At 37.2% G+C, this 24,531-nt stretch carries 17 protein-coding genes and 4 pseudogenes; 4 read left to right on the forward strand and 17 right to left on the reverse strand.

Annotated elements, in window-relative coordinates; all coding sequences use genetic code 11:
• Window positions 1-215: 215 nt before the first annotated feature.
• The 8 genes and pseudogenes from F952_RS14340 to F952_RS14370 all read right to left on the reverse strand — a co-directional run bounded on the left by F952_RS14340 (window position 216) and on the right by F952_RS14370 (window position 14,749).
• The gene (locus tag F952_RS14340) at window positions 216-1,589 is read right to left on the reverse strand and encodes a hypothetical protein (protein ID WP_004929206.1); all 1,374 of its coding nucleotides are present in this window, start codon (window positions 1,587-1,589) and stop codon (window positions 216-218) included.
• A gap of 12 nt (window positions 1,590-1,601) precedes the next feature.
• Window positions 1,602-7,604: a two-partner secretion domain-containing protein gene (locus F952_RS14345; protein ID WP_004929208.1), complete on the reverse strand. Its 6,003-nt coding sequence runs from the start codon at window positions 7,602-7,604 to the stop codon at window positions 1,602-1,604.
• A 92-nt stretch (window positions 7,605-7,696) separates the two neighbouring features.
• Window positions 7,697-9,463 carry a ShlB/FhaC/HecB family hemolysin secretion/activation protein gene (locus F952_RS14350; protein ID WP_004929210.1) on the reverse strand — a complete coding sequence of 589 codons (1,767 nt, stop codon included), beginning with the start codon at window positions 9,461-9,463 and terminating at the stop codon, window positions 7,697-7,699.
• A 395-nt stretch (window positions 9,464-9,858) separates the two neighbouring features.
• Window positions 9,859-10,234, reverse strand: a pseudogene (locus tag F952_RS17095) (hydrolase or metal-binding protein); the annotation flags it as partial.
• Between the two features lie 61 nt (window positions 10,235-10,295).
• Window positions 10,296-11,558, reverse strand: a complete 1,263-nt coding sequence (locus F952_RS14355; RefSeq protein WP_011182618.1) for an OmpP1/FadL family transporter — start codon at window positions 11,556-11,558, stop codon at window positions 10,296-10,298.
• 167 nt (window positions 11,559-11,725) lie between these two features.
• Entirely contained in the window at window positions 11,726-12,415 is a 690-nt protein-coding gene (locus tag F952_RS14360; RefSeq protein WP_017385242.1) for a DUF4386 family protein, read from the reverse strand.
• Window positions 12,402-13,775 carry an NAD(P)/FAD-dependent oxidoreductase gene (locus F952_RS14365; RefSeq protein ID WP_004929218.1) on the reverse strand — a complete coding sequence of 458 codons (1,374 nt, stop codon included), beginning with the start codon at window positions 13,773-13,775 and terminating at the stop codon, window positions 12,402-12,404. Before F952_RS14365 ends, F952_RS14360 begins: the two co-directional genes overlap by 14 nt.
• A gap of 368 nt (window positions 13,776-14,143) precedes the next feature.
• A complete protein-coding gene (locus tag F952_RS14370; protein ID WP_004929220.1) occupies window positions 14,144-14,749 on the reverse strand; it encodes a TetR/AcrR family transcriptional regulator in 606 nt (201 codons plus the stop codon).
• Window positions 14,750-15,212: 463 nt separating this feature from the next.
• On the opposite strand from F952_RS14370, the gene F952_RS14375 reads away from it, so the two are divergent.
• On the forward strand, window positions 15,213-16,745 hold the full coding sequence (locus F952_RS14375) for a flavin-containing monooxygenase (RefSeq protein WP_004929221.1): 1,533 nt from the start codon (window positions 15,213-15,215) through the stop codon (window positions 16,743-16,745).
• Between the two features lie 133 nt (window positions 16,746-16,878).
• On the forward strand, window positions 16,879-17,742 hold the full coding sequence (locus F952_RS14380) for an alpha/beta hydrolase (protein ID WP_227499442.1): 864 nt from the start codon (window positions 16,879-16,881) through the stop codon (window positions 17,740-17,742).
• Between the two features lie 340 nt (window positions 17,743-18,082).
• On the opposite strand, the pseudogene F952_RS17100 reads toward F952_RS14380, so the two are convergent.
• The 8 genes and pseudogenes from F952_RS17100 to F952_RS14420 all read right to left on the reverse strand — a co-directional run.
• Window positions 18,083-18,301: pseudogene (locus F952_RS17100) on the reverse strand (hypothetical protein); the annotation flags it as partial.
• Window positions 18,292-18,894: pseudogene (locus F952_RS17105) on the reverse strand (YqaJ viral recombinase family nuclease); the annotation flags it as partial. The pseudogenes F952_RS17100 and F952_RS17105, both read right to left, overlap by 10 nt.
• A 109-nt stretch (window positions 18,895-19,003) precedes the next feature.
• Window positions 19,004-19,894 (reverse strand): annotated as a pseudogene (locus F952_RS14395) (DUF932 domain-containing protein); the annotation flags it as partial.
• A 199-nt stretch (window positions 19,895-20,093) separates the two neighbouring features.
• On the reverse strand, window positions 20,094-20,546 hold the full coding sequence (locus F952_RS14400; RefSeq protein ID WP_004929236.1) for a hypothetical protein: 453 nt from the start codon (window positions 20,544-20,546) through the stop codon (window positions 20,094-20,096).
• Window positions 20,547-20,777: 231 nt separating this feature from the next.
• Window positions 20,778-21,077 carry an immunity protein TriTu family protein gene (locus F952_RS14405; RefSeq protein ID WP_004929240.1) on the reverse strand — a complete coding sequence of 100 codons (300 nt, stop codon included), beginning with the start codon at window positions 21,075-21,077 and terminating at the stop codon, window positions 20,778-20,780.
• Window positions 21,078-21,278: 201 nt separating this feature from the next.
• Window positions 21,279-21,548 carry a hypothetical protein gene (locus tag F952_RS14410; RefSeq protein ID WP_004929242.1) on the reverse strand — a complete coding sequence of 90 codons (270 nt, stop codon included), beginning with the start codon at window positions 21,546-21,548 and terminating at the stop codon, window positions 21,279-21,281.
• On the reverse strand, window positions 21,535-21,846 hold the full coding sequence (locus F952_RS14415) for an immunity protein TriTu family protein (protein ID WP_004929244.1): 312 nt from the start codon (window positions 21,844-21,846) through the stop codon (window positions 21,535-21,537). Before F952_RS14415 ends, F952_RS14410 begins: the two co-directional genes overlap by 14 nt.
• Before the next feature lie 32 nt (window positions 21,847-21,878).
• The gene (locus F952_RS14420; RefSeq protein WP_004929245.1) at window positions 21,879-22,232 is read right to left on the reverse strand and encodes a hypothetical protein; all 354 of its coding nucleotides are present in this window, start codon (window positions 22,230-22,232) and stop codon (window positions 21,879-21,881) included.
• 473 nt (window positions 22,233-22,705) lie between these two features.
• Here F952_RS14420 and F952_RS14425 point away from each other — a divergent pair, with 473 nt between their 5' ends.
• Window positions 22,706-23,038 carry a hypothetical protein gene (locus F952_RS14425; protein ID WP_004929247.1) on the forward strand — a complete coding sequence of 111 codons (333 nt, stop codon included), beginning with the start codon at window positions 22,706-22,708 and terminating at the stop codon, window positions 23,036-23,038.
• A 95-nt stretch (window positions 23,039-23,133) separates the two neighbouring features.
• Window positions 23,134-23,862, forward strand: coding sequence for a DUF805 domain-containing protein (locus F952_RS14430; protein WP_004929249.1), 729 nt, complete (start codon window positions 23,134-23,136; stop codon window positions 23,860-23,862).
• A 233-nt stretch (window positions 23,863-24,095) separates the two neighbouring features.
• Here F952_RS14430 and F952_RS14435 read toward each other — a convergent pair whose 3' ends face one another.
• Window positions 24,096-24,392, reverse strand: a complete 297-nt coding sequence (locus tag F952_RS14435) for a hypothetical protein (RefSeq protein ID WP_004929253.1) — start codon at window positions 24,390-24,392, stop codon at window positions 24,096-24,098.
• Between the last annotated feature and the right edge of the window lie 139 nt (window positions 24,393-24,531).

Genomic DNA, 24,531 nt, shown 5'->3' on the forward strand with positions numbered 1-24,531 from the left:
TTGCTATTTAAATTCTGGACTTGAGCAGCACTGCTGCGCAAGATAGCCTTTCCCTACATCTCCAAAGTTAACGTTACGTTATCTTTAGAGGGACCATGTGTCCATTATTTTGTCTAGGACCAGTTCAAGTGGGGTTTACTGGATGCTTACAAAATATGAGCCTAACTCAATAATTTTAAATATTAGTTAGGCTTATTTATCACTTAATGATTAAACTATTTAGCAGTTAAAGATAAAAAAATTGGATCTGAAATAGTCTTGGATTCATTAATATCATTACACCAATAATCCATATAAGTGACTTTAACAAAGAAATCATCAAAAATAATTAATTTAACTGCGATACGAAATAAATTGTGTTCTTGTTGATCAACTTGATCTAGATAGACCTCAGAATACCCGTCAAAATGTTCAATTCTGCTTTCTATTATCGACCATTTTGAATATGCTAATGGATAACTTTGCTCTAAAAATTTTAGACTATCTTCTGCATACTGACGAATATTTTTAATATTTTGACCAGGTCTGTCCCAAACACCTAGAAACAACTCTCTCTGTACAGGTAAATCATAATACTCTGGTAAATGGAAAAATCTAATTTGTTCAACTGATCCTGTAGATAAATCTGGATTTTCCTCTGGATAAGCCTGTACAAGCCAATCACTTGATAAACTCATTTCCCAAAAATTAGTTTGAATTAATCTGAACTGATTTAATTCAGAAAGTTTATCTTCATTTTCTTGAAAAATATCATCTGAATTTTCAATACAAAAAATTGGCGTATTAAATACTTTCGGTACATACCCAAGTTTAGGAATTTCTATAAAATTATTTTCTGATATTCCTAAAAAAAACCAAATGCTATCACTAAATTTATATCCTTTATCATTTGAATAAAAAACATAATTATTTAAAAATTCTTTAATCTCTTCGCGCTTAGATCTCATTTCTTCAGGATTATCTAATATATCCTCAATCTTTTCTGTTAATTGTATAAATATTAATGAATCCGATAATTTTTCAACTTTAAAGGCTGGAACTTTCATTAATTTTTCTATACCCCACAAATCTATGTAAGGTTTACCAAATACAACACCCCAGTACATATCTGGTAACCAATTACGTAGTTGATCTGTAGTCGGTTCAACTATTCCTATATGTGGATTAGCAACATTCCAACTATCATTGATTTCTAGATCAATGATTGCTAAATCAGCATTGAATTCAAGACAATTTTTTTTGACATATTCAATAAGTCTATTTTGATCAGTTTGTTCTAATTCACTATGAATTATTTCCTCAGCATGCATATCACTGTATTTTGGAACACTAAATACTCCCCAGGCCTTAGTTTTCTTGTTACGACTCCAATACAGACTATCTGCCCTCCCTTCACGATCATCTGGTATTAATGTCTCAATTATATCTGAAGAGAATTTAACTTTAAGCGGCTCCCAAAATCCACATTTTTCAGGGACTAATTCAGGATAATTCTCACATCTAAACTTTATACGCTTAAAAAAATTCTCGGGATTCGAAAAATTTTGACAAGTATAAATATTTGTACGAATGGGTGTGCTTATTTTCATATCACAATAATCCTATGATTTTCTAAAATCTTTCAATACTTTAAGCTTTTGTGTTGTCTGATCAAATGTATAAATAATTCCCTTAGAATCTCTGATAGTATTTTCAATCGTACTAGAATATTTAGTATCGGGATTAATCACTAAAGTCACAGGCTTTTTAGTTGCCGCATAACCCCTAAATTGCTTTGTATCTGTAATATATTTTAAATTTTTGAACTCAACCAACGTACCTCCGTTGCCAAATGCATCAGGAATAATATTGATTTGACCATCTCTCTCAGTTTTCACTGTAATCATTTGTCGATCGGTATTACGCTGTATGCCTAACTTACTCGCAGCACTGGTTTCAAATTCTTTTCCATTTAATCTATTACGCGTAATAACATCAATTTTATTCTGATAAACAGTCTGAACATATGAACGATCTGTCTTCAATTTTTCTAATTCATTTTTTGCAATTTTTAGAGATTCTCCTTTACCAGGTTTCAAATCTGTTCCTACAATCAAATCTATAGCAGCTAGTGCTCTATCAAATGACGAAGAACTTCTACCAAATACCGTCAGTAAATCATCTGCAATACCTATAAGTTCATCAGCACCTTGTTTTTTGAATGATGTTACAAGATCATCTTTAGTAACTTGCTTTCCTGCTTTTCTTAATGCATTAAATTCATCTAATGTTTTTACTAAAATTTTGCCAGTTGAAGTCGCTAATTTAACTAAAGAGTTATTCTGAATTGCAATATCAGCAGAGTTGGCCGCAGTATTTACGTCATAACCAGCATAGGCAGAAACGACACCAGCAACAATTTTCCCCGTATTTCTGATTTTCGTTTTTTCATCTTCATTATACTCGATTCCATTCACTGGATCTGGCATTAGACTAGCGACAATTTCTCCTACCCCAGCACCGATCGCTCCAGCTTCACAACTAGATTTTGTTGCTGCTGCTACTGCACAGCCAACCGCAGCATGGGCAATTTTATGAATGGCATACTCAAATACATTCGGATCAACTTTATCAAGATGTGTTCCTATTTGACTTGCTAGTTCACCTTGCATAGCTCCAGCCAAACCAGCTAATAAAGCGACTTTGAGATTATCTTCTAGATCACCACCTTTAATTGCTGTTTGTACTAAAGTTGATCCCACTGCTGTAGTAAAATTATTGAGTAATCGAGCAGAAAAACCTGATGTGTCTGGTTTAAGGTTAAGTGCTGAACCTACCTGACTGAGAAGACCAGCGGTCACTACGCTCGCCGCTAAATTCTTTACAGAATCCTTACTTCCCAAATCTTTGAGTGTTTTTCCTAAATCTCCACCGTTATTAATTAGACTGACACTCGCCTGAGTAGCTAATGAGGTTACAGCTGCCTGAGTCATTACAACAGCTGACCCACCCAAGGTGGTAGCAGATCCTCCTAATGCACCGACAACAGCAGAACCAGCTCCTGCAGTCACCATGACAACAATAATGGCTATTATTGCAGCGCCCGCACCTGTCAAACCTTGTGATTTATAATCCCAATCCTTTTGAGCTAAGATTACTTTTTGCCAATCCACATCATTACGATTGACAAGCTGTTTAAGATATTCATTGCCTGGTTGATTTGCCAAAATTAAAATCTGATCTCGAATCTCAATTTTATTTTGATCTTTTTCTCCTATTGGAATCTGAACAATTAAACCACCTGCAGCCTTAAATTCTGGTGGAGTCGGACCATTAAAGCGTGGGAGTTGCGCTGTTTCAGTGACCGATCCTTTGTCTTGCATGGATTGCCAGACAACCGAATTTTTATCTTTCTTTAACGTTTCCGTCACAGTTGTTGATGCTGTTAATAATGATAAATTTCTACCAGCTTGTATCTTCGCAGCTTGTAAATACTCAAACTCTGTCCCCACTAAGCGAACATCATTATCAGCTTTAATCCCAATATAATCTGCTTTTAAAATACCAGGAAGTTCACTGATCTGATTACGAGTCGCATTGGTCTTCGATGTATTGTATTTGATACCTGAAAATGATGATTTTTTAGTAATATCCTCATTACTACTAGATGACTCCTGCACTGTATATAGATTGATATTACCGCCAGATAAAATAGAAACCTGACCACCATTCGCTATAAATTTACCCGAGTAAATATCAATATTATTTGCCGGGTTCTTTTCTTTACTTTCAATGAAAATATTCTTGCCAGAAATATCAACAGATGCTGCATTCGCCTGATTATTTTCTGATACAGTCGTGATGTATTTTTTCTTTAGGCCACCCCATGAGCTTTTCTTTTCTGTAGTCGTCGAACGATCATAACTTTGTTCAATTGCAGCATCAAACAGAATATTCTTATTAGCCTCTATTCTTACATCGCCATTGGCAGCAGTAATACCAGTTGCCTGTAAAACCAGATTATCCTGATTAGAATTACCTGTCGCACGAATTGTAACGCCCTTATCGCCATTTATAAGAGTTGGCTTAAGTATAGTTCTAAAACGATACTTTTGATCATTTTCATTACCTTTATCATAAAAATCCTGTGAACCATCAATAATGATACTTGCTCCAAGAGTCTTAGGTTTGTTATCCTTCCCATGTATTGTACTTGTATAATTTTGAGACAATGCTCCAAGTGCTTCGATATTCACCAATCCTTTTTTAGATATTAATTCAGAACCAGAAATAGAGATACCTTTTGATGAAGTAATATCAATACTCCCTGAGTTACTAACTAATTTTGAACTAAAATGCTCATATCCATTTAATTGTGATAAATAGTTAATTTCACTTCTAATTTTATTTTGATCATATTTATATTTAAAATAACCATTAGGGCTTAGAATATCTTCTTTACGAGCATAATCCCCATCACCAAATGGAACAGCTATTGAAATTTGAGTAGAATATTTTGTTCCATTTAGTTGCTGAGAATATATATTAGGCTCAATGATATCACTATATTTTTTCACAAAACCATCATAAACCTCATTAAAAAACTGTATGTCTTTATCACTCCCTTTTCGATAAGAAGCATCCTCCTTATAAGCAGAAGGATTAAAATTAAAAGCTATATCATATGCATTTTCAAGAATTTTGACGTCCGCAAGAAAAAGTTCTGTATATTGATTATTAATACTTATTTTTTTAAGTTTATTATCTATTTCTACCAAATCAACCAACAATTTATTGCTATCTGACAACTTACTATTGTTGAGTTTATTTTTAATTGAAATTATCTGAATATTCTCGTTATTTGCTAAAATTTTAATATTTTTCTCTGCATTTAACTGTGCTCCCTGTAGCTCTACAGAAGCACCTTCTAAACTAATGCCGCCACCTGTTGTGGTTAGGTTAAGTACTTTTTCTGAGCCATTTCCCGCTTGACCACCATAACCTGCCAAGATCAAGGTACCTTGTTTAGAGGCTAATTCTATATCACCAATAGCTTTAAGAGTGTGAATGTTAGGATCTATGGTCAGTGATTCTTTAGTTTGAATACTAAGATCACCATTTAAACTATTTAGCTTGCTATCATTTTTGAGTAAATTACTACCTGTCGCATTAAATTCGATTACTTTAGGTGTATTGAGTGTACCTCCTGCTTCGAGCAGGATGGCTCCACCAGTCAGTCTGGTATTTTGAAGATTCTGATTTTTATCACTGATCAGCGACAATGTCCCCGTTGAGTTTAACTCAGTGATTTTTGTAGAACTGAAATTGACGCTATCCCCAGTTCCAGCCTGACTATTGATATAAATATTTTTCTTTGAGTTCAGTGCGGTGTGTTGCTGAGAGCTTGATTTAATTCCATCCAAAGTTAAATTATCTTTAGCGAATAGTTCAATATTGCCTTTTGCCGTGATTATACTATCCGTGAGCGTATTTTGCCCTTCACTGGTCACAACAATTGCACCGTTCTGACTTTCCAGGACCGTATTTTGTAATGTGAGATTACCCGTACTTATCGTACCAACATTCACGCCCTGATTGCCTTTTAATGTTGTTTTTACGGTTCCAGAATTAGTTAAAACCGTGTCTTTGGCACCAAAAATTGAGAGCTTACCCTGAGAAGAAGTCGCATTCAGACCTGTTGCGTTAAGTTTCCCGTCTAATGAAGCAATATCAATATTACCCTGAGCATTCAAAGTCTTGTTAAGGATTAAATCACTTTGGGTCGCAGTCAGATTTAAGCTTTTGCCTGCGGTTAAATCAGCACCCACATTTAAAGCCTTACCCTGTAATTTAAGATCGCCCTTACCTGAAAGATTTGATCCTTTCAGATCAATCAGATTGGCTGCTTCAAGTGTCACATTACCACTGATTTGTGGTAAGGCTTTAGCAGTTTGATCCCAAACCAGATTCAGACCACTATAGGCATTGATGTTCTGTAATGTGCTACTGCCATTGAGTAAGCTAAAATTCAGGCTACTGAGATTGACATTACCTGTACCGTTAATATTTAAATCTTTGGTGAGATCCAGGGTTGTGCCTTGTAAAGTAATATTGCTATTACTTTGCAAATTCATATTGCCTTTTTCAGCAACCAAGTTTGCATCCGCTACACTTAAGCCCTGTTTTGCAATAATATTTAGATCATTAACAGCTTTAACTCGTGCTGATTTTTTGATATCAATCGCCGCTGCTGCATTCAAATTAACCAGACCTACATTGGCAATTTGAGTATTTTCACCAACATTAATATTTTGAGCATCTAGGTAGATATCTCCGCCTGTTTGTACATTTTTGATGATCGCGCCATTACTCACATTAATATCGCCTTGGGCAGATAACAGTAATGGTGATACCACACCCTGATTTACAATCACCTGATTGCCAGTAATATTCAAATGATTTGCAGCATCAATACTCAACATGGATTTACTGGTAATACTACCACTACTGTTAATATTTCCGTTGTCACCTGTTTGTGTGGTTTGAATACTGACTAAACCTTGGGTATTACTGGTCGACTCCAACGAGCCTTTGTGTTCAATTTTCCCTGCACTGGTCACTACAAGGTTATTGACTGCACGAATCGTCCCTGCATTACTTACGCCCAAGCCTTTTTCATTGCCTAGCAAGTAAATATTATTGGCATACATCCCCCCCAGATTTTTAACATCAATCGCCAGTGTTGGTGTGGTGCCCGTCCCTGTTCTAGTGCTAATTTGCTGTAAGTCGGCACTAATATTGTTGGCGCCTGTAATCGCCTGAATATCTTTATTGGCATAGAGCTGTGCATTTAATTCCAGTGCACGTGCATAGAGATCAACATAATCTGCATTATTCTTATTTCCCCCCAAACCCAGACTTGAACCAGAATTGGCAGATATGGTAATTTTGCCTTGGTCTACAACGAACTGCTGGATACTTCCATCAGCATTCAGCTGGGGCTTACCTGTTGTCAGAATGGCTTTGTTGGCATTGATAAAACCGCCACCCTTGATATTAATCCCTGCGGGGTTGGCGATGATCACATCTGCGCGTTGACCTGCAACTTCCAGATTTCCTTCGAAGCGCGAGGCGACACTGGAGTTGACTTCATTTAAAATGATACGAGCTTCGCCTTTGGCCAGGAATGGATTGGCTCCTACTGTCCCGACTAGACTGCTATTGGCACCTGTACGGCTATTGTTAAGGACTACACCTTCTGGCAGTACATCCATCTGTTTATAAATATTGTGTGATACGCCATTGGTTGGAGTCTGAATGTTGACGACGGGTACGTTTTGTCCCTGACTATTTTGACCTACCCCAATCACAGGTCGATTGCCAGCATTGGCTGAGTTATCGGCCTGAATTTGTGCATACACGGGTGCCAGTGGCATCCATAAACTCATACTTGCGACTAGACATTTGACTTGCCAGAGCTGATGAAAAGGCTGTGATTGTTCTACTGTTACTGAAGAAGCTGTACTTTGACCTGATGTTTTAGTTTGGCTTTTGACATTTTCCGCAACAGCCATAAACATTTGGCGTGCTTGGTTATAGACCACGCGGTAACGATTTTTATTCATGAAGATATTTCCTGTAATTTAAAATTTTAAATTGTGTTTGTGTTATTGATTCAGTTAGATTTTTTACTGTAGAACACTGGATTAAAAGTGGCTTAATAGCTGTAGTTCAAGCTAAACCCTCCAACCCATTCTTTTTTGATATGTTGCGGTGCCACCAAACCATGTCCTGTAAATGCATCCAGATAGAAACGCTGGTAGTAATAGCGTGCACCAAATACACTGCCCATGAGGTAGCGTTTACCTGGAATGCTATTACGTCCATTGACCCAGCCTTGATCGATTGCTGTGTAGAACTGGGTATTTGGTAAAGGTGAGTTAAAACTGATCTCTTGTTGTAAGTAGTGACCATTGTCCCCTGAAAGCATCAGTTCACCGTCAAATCCACGTACGCTATAACGTCCGCCGATATAGAAGCGATCCTGTGGAACCAGGATTTTAGGCGCATATTGTCCACGCCAGCTTAGACGGTACTGAACAGGTTGTTCCAGAATGGAAAAAGGCTGCGTATAGCGAAGGTCTGCACTCCAGATCGGTGCACGTGCATAGCCTTCTGAAGGTAATGGATTTTGGTTGGCATCTTTGATTTGTTCTTCTGGTGCAGGCTGAGCATTCAATGCACCTGTACCGCGTCGATAGTCCAGACTTGCGTCGAGTACGGCATTCCCCAGATATTGGCGATGCTGTATCCCTAAATTCCAGCCTGTAGTGATTCTGCGCTGGACTTCAATTTCGATATCTTCAATAAAGTTTTTATTCTGTTTATGGTAAGCCTTAGCATATAGGCTGGTTTTGTGTTGGCCATCACGGCTAATTACGCGAGAAAAATTTAAGTTGGTTTGTTCGCTTTCACCCTGATAATGAATCGGTGCATTAAAGCCCGCAACATACTGATCATAGCGATACCAGTTATAACTTAGACCAAAATCGTAGTATCCAAAGGGCATTTGATAACTGATGTAATAACTTTGATTACGATCCTTTTCCCAGTCATCTAAAGAATGACTCAAGTTTAGATTGAGACTGTCATTCAGTTTAAGTGGATTATTGAGACTGAGTCCTAAGGCACCGATATATTCGCCTGTACTTTTACTACCTGAGTTATCAACATTCAATGAAGCTCCCCATTTTCGATAAGGCTGAACATTGATTTGCAAATCACTATATCCTGCTTGTTGCTGTCCACTCTCTTGAGCAGGAATAATCTGCATATCAATCACCAGATTACTGACACGGCGCAGGTTTTCCAGTCCTTGATCCAGTGCCTTGATATTCAGGACATCCCCTGAATGTATTGGAAATGCAGTGTAAAGCTGTCTTGAACTTAGAATCTGACTGGGTTCTATAATTTTGGCCAAACGTCCTGGATAAATTTTAAGAAGCAAAGTGCCTTGATTCAGATCCTGAGGTACGGCTGTAATCTGTGTGGTGATATAGCCTGCCTTGATTAACTCATTTTGCGCGTAACGTAAAATATTTTGCAGGCTTTGGGTGCCGATACATTGTCCGACGATGCTGTACTTCTTAGGGTGCGTTAACTTGTTGAGGATAAACTGAAAGCGTTGCTGATCCTGCTTTGGTTCGGGGGAAGCCGTTAAATCCAGCTGGACTTGTTGAATCTGAACACATGGAGATTCTTGTACAACGAGGTGTTTAAGTTGAAGTTCACTGGTTTGTTTTGTAGGTCTTGCAATGAAATCCTGTTCATCCAGTTGTTTTTTTAATTCATCTAGACGCTGTGCCTGACGAATCTTTTCGGGGAGAGCAAAGTCGTCACCGACAGATGGTTTCACCAGAGGTTCTGCTGCAACAGCGCCTCCACATGTTAGAAAAAAACCTAAAAATGACAATATTTTTTTCATAAAAATTATTATTAAAATTACAAAATTTCACAGAAAATACATAATTAAGATAAATTAATCAATAATGATTACCACTTATTGCTTGAATTTTAAACAAAAAAAAATAATAATGCATTGTTATCATTAAGATTAAATATATACATACAGGTTTGTATTTATCTCTAAAAACCTTTCAAATATGATCAATAATATTTTATTAATTTTGATAAGGTCAATTAGCTATTCTATTTTCAGTATCAATGATTTTCGGTACTTTCATTTTGTATAAATGTCGTCTATTCAATTTAAAACAAAAAAAATAAGGGAGCCAAAGCTCCCAATTTACTTTTGGCTCACTAGCTTAACTTCAATTCACTAATGGATTTGCTAAACTAATTAAGCAATAAATATTTAAGTTATCCCACCACCCTCACACTCTGCTGCACCCCCCTCTGAATCTGCTCTATTTGTGAAGCATGCTGAATGCTTTCTTTCTCGATATTCTCCTCCATATAAAACTCCTCAATAATTTCCAAACCCTCTTCACCTCCAATCTGCCATTGGCATAACCTTGACGTGCCACATGATCTAGGGCCTCCTGATAAAACCCTGCTGCCTTGCTTTGTTGATCGATGTCTTTGGCGGATATGATGGCTTGTTTTAAATTAATCCCCTCTCGTAAAGTTAAGTCAACATAGTAGATTGGAGTTCAGTAGCTTTGTATCCGGCTCTTAATTATTAAGCTCAAGTATACAATGGCAGGGATGAAAGTAAGCCACTAAATGCGAGATATAAAGAGTATATGCATACGAACAAGGTAAAAGTCGCTGAATTCAGCCACTTTTAATTTAGACTAGAATCGATATCCAAATTTCAAAACATAAGCAAGTGCATGATTATTTCTGAATTCGGCTTGTTCCGCGACTGTCTTTATCCCTTCGATTGGCAAATAATAAGTACCATCTTCAGAAGTAACATCACCCAACCAAAAATATTTAACACCACCCGCAATAAAATAGTTTGGTGCAGGATTGAACTGAGCCCCTAGCCCAAGTGACCATGACCCTTTCATTGGTCCTAGAGTGGATGCAGGATGACCTGTTCCTGAGTCCCAGCTAATGTCCGTTGAAGCACTCCATTTATCAGTGAATTGTTGTCCCAATCCAATAGTCGCACTGTATTGATCCTTCTGATAAGTATCTAATTTAAAGCCTTTAGTATATTCGCCACCAGTCGCTTCTGATGTCAAGATTTCAGAAATAGCACCAAATTGATTTGGTCGTGTTTCAAATTTTTTCCAGTTCACCCATCTTAGGCTTGTATAAACAAGTGTTTTTTCAGCAATCCCCGTCTGGAAATCAATATTAATTGATTGCGGTGTTTCTAATCTTGTTTTTGCAGGTGCGACTAGTTCTATCGGCTGACCAAAAATATCCTCATCCACTTGAAAATCATATTTAATTTTTGAACGGTACGTGATCGCTGCTTTTAAAGCCATATCAGGAATTTGATAGCTAGCCCCTGCAAGCCAACCTAATTCTGCATCTTTTTTAAAGTTAGCATTATAACCATTATAAGCTTCTGTATATGCTGCACCTCTAAATGAGACTTTGCCTTTAACTTCTTGATAAACAGGCCCACCATAGATTTGAAAATTTTTAAAAGGTGCATATCCCAACAGCATACTTATATTTTGGGTTTCAACCTTGACTGAAGTACCTTCCTTACTCGTATCATTATCCGAATAGGTATTATTTGGACGAAGTGGATAAGCTATTTCTGCACCAAATGGCTGATCAAATAGTACACCAAAATTCAGTTGATCTGTCAGTTGTAACTTCAATGCTGCCGTATAGAATTGGGTATTTTTTCCAATATCTCCTGTATCACGATTTTGGTTTTCACGCACGATGTCTGGCCGATCTCTAATAACACCTGAAACAGATGAGTCAACTGCAAATAAATTCATTTCCGCATAATTTCCATTTTCTAAAAATGGAAGTATCGATTGCCCTGACTGTTCTAATGCCGAAGCATGACTACCATTACACACAAACAAGCCAAGCAAGCTGAGCGCAATCGGATTTAATTTTATTGAATGATTAGCAAAAAGCATCAATTTGAATCTTTGAGTTGATATAGCATCACTAGACAAGATTGATTGTGATGATGCTATATCCCTGCATAAAACTTTATCCATTATTATCCCCTGTTTTAGTAAAATTGATATTTTTATTTTTAAAGCCCTATTCTTTGATAAGACTTTAATTGGCTAATCTTTTGTTACTTTCTTAGCAAACTAATTCCATACAGTCCTAACCAAATGACTTGGACTGGTAATAAAATGAGTTCAAGTAATAAAGCCACTTGTGGAAATCCACCGAAAAGGAGTGCAGCAAAGGCAACATACCCGAATCCAACAACACTCAGAGGTAATCCCAACGAAGATCGGTTTTTTCTCAGAAGTAGTCCATTGACTATTGCCCACAAACCTATTGTTGGACCTTCCATAGGCCATAATCCATTCTGAGATCCTTGTGAAATCGTAGCCCAAACGACTCCCGCAGCCTGTTGAGCAGCGTGATCTCCTGACATATATGTTTCAGCGAGTGGTCCTAAAACAGAAGCCTGTAGAACAGCACCTGTTATCCCCAACATGGTAGAAATGACAATAAATACCAAGGCAATATCGGATAATAACCCTCCTGATGGACGTAACTTTCGCCATAGATATACACCTACCACCAGAAAAGGTAGATAAAAACCAAAGCAATCTGAAATCATGGAAGTTCTGAAAAGCACTTGGTCTTTTACGGACAAAGTTAATGCAAATTCAGGTTTAAATATTTGATGCAAATCAAAACCTGTAACTGCAAGAAAACAAAGTAAACAGGTGGCCGCCATTACTGTACCGATTAATGCAATCCACGCTGTAAATACATGCCCATCGTCATATTGTTTAATCGAGTCCAAGACGTCTTCTCCTAGAAAGAGCAGCAACTCGCTCATATTCAAAATAAGTTCTTAAAGCCGCAATAAGACCAGGTATTAATGGAAAACGTTTAAATTTGGCATGTCCCTTTTCTTCATTGGCCACAAACCAATGTTCTGTCAACTCAGTTTTACGTTGCAAAGCAAGGTCAGCAAGAATTCGTCCAAAATTCTGTGACATCATGACCCCTGCACCACTATATCCATATCCATATGAAATTCGGCCATCATGCAATGTTCCGACTTGAGGCCTTACATCAAATGAAATTGAGCAAGCACCACTCCAACGTTGAGCGACTCGGAGATTTTTGAAAGCCGGGAACATCTTTTTGTACATACGTTCTGCGGCATCATAGAACTGCATTCTCTGCGCTTCATCCATTGAACGTCCTGTACCTAAATAAACATCACATAGGTTGAATTGCAAACGTCCATCGACTGTGGTTCGGCAAGTTGGAGGGCAATAGGTCGTTTTGTCATAAAACTGAGCACGATGTTTCCAACCTAAAGCTTTCCAATCTGCTTCAGATAACGGTTCTGTCATTAACTGATAGACGAACATCGGTAACTGAGCACGGCGAAGTCCTAAAGTCGCTGGCAACAAATGAGTAAAACCATTTGTCCCTAAAACAATATGCTTGGTTCTTACCTGTCCTTCAGGCGTTTTAAGAATAAAATACGTGCCGTGATCTTCAATATCTAATACGGGCGTTTGTTCAAATATCTGAGCACCCGCTTCTTGGGCGATACGCTTTAATTCCCTCGAATGCTTAACAGGATTCACTTGCCCAGAATGTAACATTCTACAACCACCCGAAAATGCATCACTATTAAGTGCATTACTCACAGTCGCTTTGTCCATAATAATGCTATCGCTAGAGCGTGGTTGGTCTTTCCAATATTTAATGAATGTTTCTAACCTTTTCTCATGTCCTTTTAGTGTCGTAAAAGTTACACCTGGCACTTCAAAGTCACTATCCATGTTTTCTCTGCTAATTAAATCACGGACATAATCCAGTCCATCCCAAGCAAAGTTTTGTAGTTCAGTTAGACGCTCTTTTCCATAAAGTGTGCGTGCTGTAGCAGGATCAAGTACGGGAATTGGTACTACCCAACCAGAAGTTCGTCCTGATGCACCAAAAGCAACACATTCACCTTCCAATACAACAACAGATGCCGAAGAATCGGTTTTGCGTATATGGTATGCAGTTGAAAGGCCTGTGAATCCTGCACCGATTACGACAATATCGACATCAATGCTTTCCTTTAATGGTGGTGAAGATTCGTATTCACCAGAATGAGCCAGCCAGAATGACTTATTTGCATATGGAATATTACTCATCGGATTTCACTTCCTTTGCTATTTAAATTAACTGTTCCGTTATCTCTTTCTAAACTTATTAAATACCTAGAAAACCAAGATTTAATTAGAGAATCTCATTACCATTTCTTCCATGAAAAAGTGAGCATCAATTCACTAAGTTGAATGCTAGATAACCAGAATAGGTACATATTGTAATAATAATTACACAGTGTCAATGACGCTGTGTAATTATTATTCAAAATAAATTATTCCTTTCTTATAGATATCAAGATAGATTCTTTAAACAGAGATAAATCGATAAAAAATATTATTTTTATATATTAGTAAAAACTGATTTCTAGATAGTAAGGGAGTGTTCATGACTCCCTTACATGAATTTTTATAGTTCAATTTGATCCATAAAGTGTAGATATCCAAATGTTTTGAAGCACACGAATCACAACTTCTGGATCGGCTGGGGGCATTCTTCCAAAGACATCTGAAAGATATCTTTCTTCAAGCCAGATGAGAGCCCGAGCAGTCTCATCAATATCAATATCTTTTTGGATTTGACCTGTCGCTTGCTCTTCTCGAATATGTTGAGCAGCGGCAGAAATAAATTCCTGTACAAAAGCTCGATATATACTATTAACACGCTCATCTCCACTAGCAGCTTCTGCAAAAGCACGTAATACATGGCTATGTTTCATATAAACTTCAACTAAACCAACCAATGCTCTGCGTAAATCTTCTTGAGGATTATCTCCCTCAAGCCATCGATCAGCGATACCAAATAATTCTTGACCAATAGCCTGTACAAGTCTCAAAGCAAGATCATGCTTATCACGAAAATGTACATAAAAAGCAGGTCTTTTTAATCCAGTTCGACGCATAACCTCATCTACAGTAAGTTCTCGAAAAGGTCGCTCATTAAGAAACTGCTTTGCTGCATTTAAAATTTCTTGCTCAGATTCTTTGGGATCATGTTTTGGTCTACGACGGTGAGTTGTCATGGCTTCCTATATTCTCATTGACACAATGTCATTGTAGGCACTAAAAAGTACTTAGACAAGCATAAATGCACCAATTCAGTACAGGCTCTATCTCTAAAAAATGAAAAAAGTAACCAAATTTAAGTAAATCGAACTATTAAATAAAAAATAAATTCCAATTGAAATATTTTCAATATATTTAGAATAAAAACAAAAATTTAATTTGAAAATTTAAAAATAATAGCTGTATTTTAGTAATAATTACACAGCGTCATTGACACATTGTAATTATTGAATTAATAATATTGATGTGCCAAAGGCTCATTGAGAACCTAAAAAAACTTAAGAGAAAGTACTTTTAAGTAAGTTCAGATCTTCATCAGTTCCATGGATTACGGAATTATGAATAACAAAAGAATCATCATTGTCTTAGCAAATCCGGCTGTTGCTCAATTTACTAAGATTTCAAAGAGAGGAGAATGATATGAGTACATCAGATCAAATTGCTAGCTTCGATGTGCTAATCATTGGTGCAGGGATTTCAGGCATCAGCGCAGCTTATCACCTAAAGAAAAACCGTCCGAATGATACTTTTGCTATCCTAGAAGGACGAAATGCAATTGGTGGGACATGGAGCCAATTCAAATATCCAGGTATTCGATCAGATTCAGATATGCCCTCTTTTGGTTTTGGTTTTAAGCCTTGGACGCATAAAAAAGCGATTGCTCAAGCGAGTGTCATTTGTGACTATTTGCAAGAAACAATCCAAGAAAATGATATCTCTAAGCATATCTGCTTTGGATATCATGTAAATCAAGCTGAGTTTTCATCAGAAGAACAACTTTGGACCATTACGGCAGTAAAGCTTGAGGACAAATCGATTGTTTCCTTTAAAGCTCGTTTTTTACTTTTAAATACTGGCTATTACGACTATCAAGAAGGTTTTTCACCTAAATTCGAAGGTACTGAAAAATTCAAGGGTCAAATCATTCACCCTCAGCACTGGCCTGAAAATTTAGATTATAGCAATAAAAAAGTCGTTGTCATTGGAAGTGGGGCAACTGCTGTAACACTGTTGCCTTCAATGGCTGGAAAAGCGCAGCACGTTACAATGCTTCAACGTTCTCCTACATATATGGTGTCATTTCCAGCTGTAGACCCGATTGCATGTATGTTGAATAAACTTTTGGGTTATGAAAAAGCTTATCCAATTATCCGCAAAAAGAATATTGCCCTTAATCGCGCACTATATAAAGCTTGTCGTAACTATCCTCAAGTTATGAAAAAGCTATTACTTGCAGATGTCCGTCGTCGACTACCTAAAGGCTATGATGTCGATACTCATTTCACTCCAAGATATAACCCTTGGGACGAGCGTTTATGTTTAGTGCCTGATGGGGATTTATTCAAATCTATTTCAGAAGGAAAAGCATCTGTTGTGACGGACCGTATCAAGCAATTCACCCAAGACGGTATTTTGCTTGAATCTGGTAAAAACCTTGATGCAGACATTATCGTGACTGCAACTGGACTTAACATGCTGGCTTTTAGTCGAATTCAATTATCTGTTGACGGAAAAGAAGTCCAATATCCAGATACAACAATTTTCAAATCAATGATGCTGTCTGATGTACCAAACTTAGCATTTGCATTTGGCTATACCAATATTGCATGGACATTAAAAGTTGATTTAGCCTGGGAACACTTCTGCCGACTATTAGACTATATGGATGCAAATGGATACAGCATATTTAAACCTGTAGTGCATAATCCAGCAATGAAGCGAGTGCCATTTATTGATTTAAGTCCAGGTTATGTGCAAAGAGGTTTAGCACAATTTCCAATGGCTGGAACAGAAGGCCCCTGGACACTACAGCATGCTTATGAACATGATTTTGAAAGACTTCGTAATGGTCCTGTGTTTGATAAAGAGCTGCAATTTACGAATATTGCTCAGAAAAATAAGTTAACTGTAGTCAAAGGCACTTGTGCCAAACCGTTGAAAGCCCAAGCCTAATATAAGTCAAAAATTTAGTCTTCTATTATAATTTCTTTATCTAATTATAGAGGAGACTAAAGATGAATCGAGTAAGAACGTTATGGAAAACATTAAATTTATCAGCCAAGGTATTACCTGTGCTGCTTGGCATATTCCTGCAACTTCCAACAAATTAGCTAATTCAAGTGGCAGACCATGCATTGTTATGGCCCATGGTTTTGGGGGCACACGAGACACAGGTTTAATAGAATTCGCAAAACCATTCAGTGAAGCAGGTATTGATACTTTTGTTTTTGATTATCGAGGATTTGGAGATTCAGGCGGTTTTCCCAGACAAGATGTTTCTTATCTTCGTCAAAGAGAAGATTACCATGCTGCTATCTCTGCTGCACGCTCCTTGCCTGATGTTGATGAAACTCGTGTTGCGATTTGGGGTACATCATACTCTGGTGGGCATGTCGTTGTTGTTGCAGCTCAAGACAAAAAAATTGCTGCTGTCATTTCCATGACACCAGCAACAGATGGTCTTGCTGCGCTCTCACAAATTCGCCGTTATGCAGGTATCGGACAGTTAGTGGCAGCTGTTGGACATGGATTAAGAGATTTAGGCAGAGTAATTACACGACGCGAACCCTACCTAATACCTATCGTGGGTCAACCAGGCTCGACAGCCATAATCAGTACGCCTGGTGCAGAAGCAGGGTATAAAGCTATGGCGGGACCTACATGGCGCAATGAAGTATGTGCAAGAACATCTTTAGAAATTGCTCGGAATCGCCCTATTACTTTTGCTAGCAAAATAACTTGTCCCCTACTCGTACAAGTAGGTTCGAAAGATCAGGTTGCTCCACCAGATGCGGCACGTAAAACTGCAAGTTTAGCGAATGGACAAACTGAGCTACTTGAATATCCAATTGACCACTTTGATGTATATGGTGGTTCTTGGCAAGAGAAGCTATTAAATGACCAATTAGTTTTTTTGAAAAAAGTTCTCTCACCAAATAAGAAAAAATAAGTGTTGGATAATATTAAAACTCCTTTTTTGAGTGTACCAAGTTTGCTTTCAGCTCAATGTGTGTCGACAGGAAAATTTAAATATTTAGCTATACATGTAAATAATACTCCTAATAGTCGACGTGCAAACGACTTACTGATTGGTGATATTATCAAAGATAGTAAAGTTTTGAATGATTGAGGATTACATATGGTCGATATTGATGTGGCCTTAGGTAATCTAATCAATATTGTGTCTCAACAATCTGAAAAATGGCAGAGAACCAATCAAGCTTCCAAATAAGTCATTAGGAATTTAATAATATACAAGATAAAGGGAACTAATAAATTCCCTTTATTATTCAATTCAAAGCCTGCACCAACTGCTGCAATCCTTTCTGAATATCCTGAACATGAGTGAAATCATGGGTTTATTGATATTGCTCTATTATTGATTCATCCGAATAAAACTCCTCAACAATATCCAAACCCTCTTCACCATCCACCTCAAATCTGCCATTGGCATAACCTTGACGTGCCACATGATCCAGAGCCTCCTGATAAAATCCTGCTGTACCTGACAGAGCACATACAGTGGAATACCATCACGCCAGCGTCTGGCACCATGTTCTCCCACGCTTTTGCATTCCAGAATCTGTACCTCATCACTGCCGACCACAGCGTAATCCAGATTAGCCAGCATAAAGTGGTTGTCTGGATCTGGATGTTGCAGGACTGCATTGACTCGTCTAACTTTGCTATTGGTGTGCAGGCTGTAGTATTCAGCAATTAAAGGTTCAAGCTGTTTACCCCAATATAAAGGTGCATAACTTGTACTTTTATCTTCAATACTTTGTTGCATCCGGCCTGTCTTGATCATCCATAGTTCCAGCATCGACATGTAGGGATTTAGTCCACAAGCCGTAGCAGCATCACTACTACCAATGCCTTATTTGCGAATCTCTAGCCATTGTTGATAGCTCAGCTTTCGGGTATTTGCCAGACGTCGAGCTACAGGTAATTTACTCGTTCTGTTTTTTGTCTGGGGTATATGACGTCTGGTACGTGTTCCAACCTGTCTGGACGAGATGGGTGAAGCTATATCACTTGAGTGATGATGTGAAGAAATAAAGTGGCTGTTTGATGTGGATAAATGCTCTGGATGTGGATTCATAGAAGTCTTCCTGTTTCATTTTAAAATGATGTGAATAGATGTGGATGAAGTTTTATAGGGCATAAAAAACCGCATCGATCTGATGCAGCAGTGGCTTAGGCTAAATAATTTAGGCAATCATTGTTAAGGCTTGATGCAGACCACGTTGTTTGATGGCAGCACCCATGCCGAACCAGGCGGAGTCCAGTCGATGATCCTGACTCATGGATCGTCGTTCGTGATCGGCGAACTCAGTAATACTGCAAAGTAAGCCATAAGCAGTGTTTTTTGCTGAACTAAGCTCAGCTCCACGCCCCTGTCCATTAAACATCTGCATGACTTTAGACATGGCACGTGCATTCGGCTCGGTCTTAGAATCTGTTCGGGAGGAGTGTTTAGGCTGTGCTTTGCCAACATCACGATAGAACTGAATGATACTTTCATCCTGTTCGGCAATGCTCAGATTCGTATTATTAAATACGGCATCAAAATAGGCTGCCGCTTCAGCTTGAGTCACTTTACGCTGACTGAGTAGTTTCATTTGATACATGTGTTCCTCCCAGCCCCGTACGGAAATACCCAATTGTTGTTTAACTTTTTCTGCATCGAAACGGGTACTGTGTGGCACTTTGACGACGCCAGTCATGCCTGAAGCTTCGCTAGCATATTTGGATTGCAGTGCAATGGCTAAGGTGTTGTTACATACCACCCGAATGGAGGTAAATTGTGCTGTGGTCGCCAAGGTACCATCACAGGCCGTTGCCAATAAGATATAACCATGGCTTAGGTCTTTACCTTTTAAGGCAGTACTCTGCCCTGTTTTAGCCAGTGCCCAGAATTTTTTACCGCCTTTAAGAACACCTGCGGTTTCCAGTTCAAAGCCCGATTGTTCGGTTAAATCCCGATAGAATTCCAGAATCTGAAGCGGCTGAACTTCGTGAAAGCGCTGACTGACCGCGGATAATGGTGCATGGGTATCTGATCGATACAGTACCCGTTGTTCTTCAAACGGCAGAATAAGGATTTATGTAGATTGGATCGTGAGGTTGAATCTGCAGTGGATTCACTTAAATGTTATATATCTGAGATTTTTTTAAATTGACCTAACACCCAGTCCACTGAAATAGTACTTTCTTGAATTATTTGAATTCAATAACTATAACCACAAATTAAATTTGACTTACTACCTTGTTAGGGAAGGCTTACTCCCCACTTTATTCTTAAAGAGTATTTTCAACTTTAATTTTTCTAAAATCATCTACTATATTAAAAAAATCTCTTTTAAATGAAAGAAAATCAAAATTTTTTGGCATTTTAAAATCAAAATTTTCTATAGTTTTAACAATTAAGTCGCAATACAATTGTTTTAACTCCTCAACTGAAAGCCTTTTAACATCCAAAGGACTAATAAGAATATTTACATTAAGACAATACTCAATTTTATTATCAAAATTCTTAAATCTATCTAAAAACTTATATCTATTATAAGTCCTTAAATTTTCCTCATATTCATCATATATACTTATGGGAAAAATTATAACACTAGTCACATTTCCGCCATAATCTATTCTCTCTAACTTTTTTCGATTTCTTTCCTCAAACTCAGAATTGATTGCAAATAGTTTTTGAAAAAAAACTGCATCACCCGTATTAGAGCTAGAACCAATTAACATTGAGATACCCTATTTATAGAATTTGCTACCAGGAGGAAGAACTCCATCTATCTGACCATACTGAATTAGTAGCATTTTTTCTTGTTCTAACGAATGATATGTAGTACCTCGATATAACGTTATTTCTTTTGAATATAAGTTTTCTAAATTATGTGGCATGTATCGACCTACACCATTAGCAGTAGTACCATAATATCTAATTTTAACTTTAGCTATGAAAATTTTAGTTACCTAATCAACATCAAGTTCTAAAATTTGTAAAAATTTATTGAAAAAAGTGGAGAAATTAATACTTGAATCATACTTTCCCGAATCGATATATATCGTAGTACTAGATCGCATATCTAATATTTCTGCTACAAATAAGTTATTATTTCCCCATAAAGTTATTTCAGAAATACATAAATCAGAATCTAAGATTATTTTAGTAAAGTAGCTCTCTTGAATTTCTACTTCAACAAAAAATCCATATTTTGTAGCGATACAAGATATATTACGAACCCACAAATTAAATTGATCTAATATTTCCATCTAATTTTTCTCCTTACTATTTAAATTTATAGATAATTACAGGTATATAAATTTCTTTTATATTTAATAATTTTAAGATCTGTTTTTTAATATTTTATACAACTTATAGTGATTAATTACACAAATAATTAATCACCTTTTTTATCTATTTTAAAACTTAACTCCCATAGTCGAAAATCAGAAAAAATTTAACACATAGCTTTAAGCATCATTAATAGCATAACTAATAACTCTCTGACATTTTTCTTCAAAATTGATATTTTGATCCTCAAGATCCTCAAAAAGCTCATTAATTAGAAAAATCTCTAAAAAATATAAATACGTCCTACCATCCACCTCAATTTTTGTTCGACCATCCACATCCATTATAACGACTTGTATTTTAGAATGGAGTGTCCATGGTTCTTCTACAAAGAAAATATCTTCGTGTGAAAATTGATCTCTACTTACTAGGGCCTCAATTAAAGTCATATTCATTCTTTAACTGTAATCTTTCCAGAAAATCTGAAAAGAAATCAGAAAATTTAATATTAGGATCGTATTCCCCTGAATTGATATATAAATGCTCTTCTGAGCATGTACTTAATATTTCAACATGAAATAGGTTGTAATTTTTCCAAAACGTAATTTCAGCTATAAATTCATCATTATCCAGAAAAATTTGAGTGAAATAACTTTCATGTATGTTTATCTCAATCATAAAACCTTGCTGCTTAGCAATAGCTGATTGCTTGTTCACCCATTGTGTAAATTGACTTAGCATATCCATTTGAAAACTTAGCCACTTAAATTGATTTTTCTTTACAAATTAGACATTGGTGGGTTAACTAAATTTTGCAGTTGTTCTTGTTCGCATAAGAACAAATTTTGTAAATCACCACTTAAAAGTAACTCACTATCTGTATCTGCACATTCACTCATATCATCCAGAATTCCCAGCACATTAGATATTGTGTCTACCATGATCTGTTGAATGATCGCAAAAAATACATCATGTTGATTATCTGGCAAGGCATTAAACCACTTTAGTGCATTTTTCCAGTATGGATCCGTGGCTTGTTCAACAGTTGTATTATTAAAAAACTCCTTGTAAATTTTGCTATTTTCATTGATTACTGATTGTTGAAGCTCAGCTATAAAATCTTCTAGGCGCATTATAAATTTCCCCTTAATATTAGATTTTTATATTTAGAACTTGTAATTCCATCTACATAATAAACCATATAAAAAACTTATTGGACAAAGATTTCTCGCTTAAATTGACTCTCCCTGCCCTACAGATTATCATTTCGCTGCTGGCCTACATTGCCAGTCGGTTTTAGCAGACCGTTTCCTAAGAGCACTAAAAAATCTCAATTTTTTGGTGTGTATCCTCGTGCTCCCTCTGCGGTAGAACGGGAGGGGGACACCTTCGGGTGTGCTGATTCTTAGGTTCAGTCTGCTAACCCCCTTTCGTTCTGCCACCATCATTTAGCAGTGATCTGGTAGAACTTCTTAATACCTAAGGAGTCATACACATGGCTGATATTTATCGGTTGTCCATTCCATTCTCTGAATTATCTTATCCAGCCTTACTGACGTTATTGCCTGATTAGTTCATGACCTCTGTTCATCAAGAGGGTCTCAACATGAAACGATTCATCAGTATGGTGATGATGTGCGTATGGTTGTGTGGCTGTGATTCTCAGCCACCTGTATTTGTCGACTTTGAAGAACTACAGCCCAATAACTTCTTCTCGTCATCCACACATAAAACACAAATCAGCATTCAAGCATTAGAAACCATCAAAATTTATTCACTTCAGGTCAATCGTGGACACTGCCCCCTGATTCATTCACGTATCCCTCATGCTGAATTGCATTACGGCCAGAAAATATCTGCCGTTGTTGCATGTGAGGAACTCGATATTCGCGAAATTACAGTGAATACGGATCAAGGAATGTTTACGTTTAATTTTTAGCATTCGGAATGCTTTAAATTTTCTGTCGTTTTCATAACAACTAAGCACGATAGAAAAATATGAGCCATTCCTAGAACATCAGGATAACAATAGAGATGAAAGGTAAAATATTAGATTATTCCATTCAAACCAGTACGGGGATTATTCGCGCCGAAAATCAACAGCGCTATTCTTTTTCAGGATCTGCATGGAAAGAACAACAAGCACCGATGCGGGGCATGCATGTTGATTTTGAAATTGATGCACAGGATCAGGTCATCGATATTTTTATTGATGCTTCTGATCTGGAACCAGCTATTCAACCCTCTCCGACAGCAGTGATATCAGATACGGTGTCTAAAGAAACTCACGCGGATAATCTTTCTACGTCTTCTGATCCTTTATCTTCTGCCTCTCTGTCTCACACCCATTCACAGTATTCCTCTTCGACTGATGATCAACATCAGAATCTCTTAGCGAATGAGTCCAAATATTCGATGATGGACTGGGTGATGAAATGTCTAAGAAATTATATTAATTTCACTGGACGTGCTCGCCGCAAAGAATATTGGTTCTTTCAACTTTGGTATGCGATTTTAAGTTTCGTCATGCTTGTTTTAGGCGATGCCTTTCATTGGGGTGACAATCTTTTTCTCATTGCAACGTTACTGGTGGCCCTACCAGCAATTGCAGTCAGTGCGCATCGTCTACATGATATCAACCGAAGTGGATGGCTGGTACTGCTCAATCTAGTAACGATAGTCGGTGTACTGATTGTGACGTTCTTCTTTATGATCAAAGAGGGAGATCAAACAACCAACAGCTATGGACCTGCCTCAAAGTAATTCTGGAGCATTCAAATGCCGATTATTCTATTGTAGATTATTTTTGCACTTGTTGTCGCCAGCTCAGCCAAGCGACGAGGTCGTAGTTTTTTAATTTGGTTTATTTTGTCCTGCCTGATTTCTCCTTTGATTGCTTGGTTGTTGTTAAAGGCAATCTCTGAACGTTGATCAGAATTATAAGATAATCAGAATCAAACAAAAAAAAGTGATCATGATTGATCACTTTTTTTGTATTACTGAAAGTTCTGATGACAGCTCTCACAGTAGAAATAACTCATCGTGATACTCGGACGTGGTGAAGGATCATTAAACACTGAATTAAATAATCTACCAATCAATGCACTTGCTATACCGCCCATCCAAGGTGACAATGGTAAGTGAGTCGGTAAATGCTTGGTTAAGGATGCACCAATACTGGCAAATGTAGCTGAGGACCCTAAACTATTCATCGTGTCCTGATGAGATGAAGATGAATTGTGAATGATGCGATGTACGTGTTCAGAATGACAATATGGATAATTGATTTGCATAACTTGACCTCTTAAATTGAATGTAAGAACAGAGGCGTTCTCACTTCAATAATGTAGATCTGAGATTTTTTATATTATCCAAAGCTGCGCATTCTTTTACTACACTTTACTCTTAAGTACTGATCTTGCTTTTCAGGAT

The organism is Acinetobacter baylyi DSM 14961 = CIP 107474, assembly GCF_000368685.1.
In the GTDB taxonomy this organism is placed as follows: Bacteria; Pseudomonadota; Gammaproteobacteria; order Pseudomonadales; family Moraxellaceae; genus Acinetobacter; species Acinetobacter baylyi.

Excerpts from the sequence above, each read along its gene's own strand:
- F952_RS14340 (WP_004929206.1), bottom strand. The coding sequence starts at position 1,589 with ATGAAAATAAGCACACCCATTCGTACAAATATTTATACTTGTCAAAAT.
- F952_RS14345 (WP_004929208.1), bottom strand. The coding sequence starts at position 7,604 with ATGAATAAAAATCGTTACCGCGTGGTCTATAACCAAGCACGCCAAATG.
- F952_RS14350 (WP_004929210.1), bottom strand. The coding sequence starts at position 9,463 with ATGAAAAAAATATTGTCATTTTTAGGTTTTTTTCTAACATGTGGAGGC.
- F952_RS14355 (WP_011182618.1), bottom strand. The coding sequence starts at position 11,558 with ATGCTTTTTGCTAATCATTCAATAAAATTAAATCCGATTGCGCTCAGC.
- F952_RS14365 (WP_004929218.1), bottom strand. The coding sequence starts at position 13,775 with ATGAGTAATATTCCATATGCAAATAAGTCATTCTGGCTGGCTCATTCT.
- F952_RS14370 (WP_004929220.1), bottom strand. The coding sequence starts at position 14,749 with ATGACAACTCACCGTCGTAGACCAAAACATGATCCCAAAGAATCTGAG.
- F952_RS14375 (WP_004929221.1), top strand. The coding sequence starts at position 15,213 with ATGAGTACATCAGATCAAATTGCTAGCTTCGATGTGCTAATCATTGGT.
- F952_RS14400 (WP_004929236.1), bottom strand. The coding sequence starts at position 20,546 with ATGTTAATTGGTTCTAGCTCTAATACGGGTGATGCAGTTTTTTTTCAA.
- F952_RS14405 (WP_004929240.1), bottom strand. The coding sequence starts at position 21,077 with ATGGAAATATTAGATCAATTTAATTTGTGGGTTCGTAATATATCTTGT.
- F952_RS14410 (WP_004929242.1), bottom strand. The coding sequence starts at position 21,548 with ATGACTTTAATTGAGGCCCTAGTAAGTAGAGATCAATTTTCACACGAA.
- F952_RS14415 (WP_004929244.1), bottom strand. The coding sequence starts at position 21,846 with ATGGATATGCTAAGTCAATTTACACAATGGGTGAACAAGCAATCAGCT.
- F952_RS14420 (WP_004929245.1), bottom strand. The coding sequence starts at position 22,232 with ATGCGCCTAGAAGATTTTATAGCTGAGCTTCAACAATCAGTAATCAAT.
- F952_RS14425 (WP_004929247.1), top strand. The coding sequence starts at position 22,706 with ATGAAACGATTCATCAGTATGGTGATGATGTGCGTATGGTTGTGTGGC.
- F952_RS14430 (WP_004929249.1), top strand. The coding sequence starts at position 23,134 with ATGAAAGGTAAAATATTAGATTATTCCATTCAAACCAGTACGGGGATT.
- F952_RS14435 (WP_004929253.1), bottom strand. The coding sequence starts at position 24,392 with ATGCAAATCAATTATCCATATTGTCATTCTGAACACGTACATCGCATC.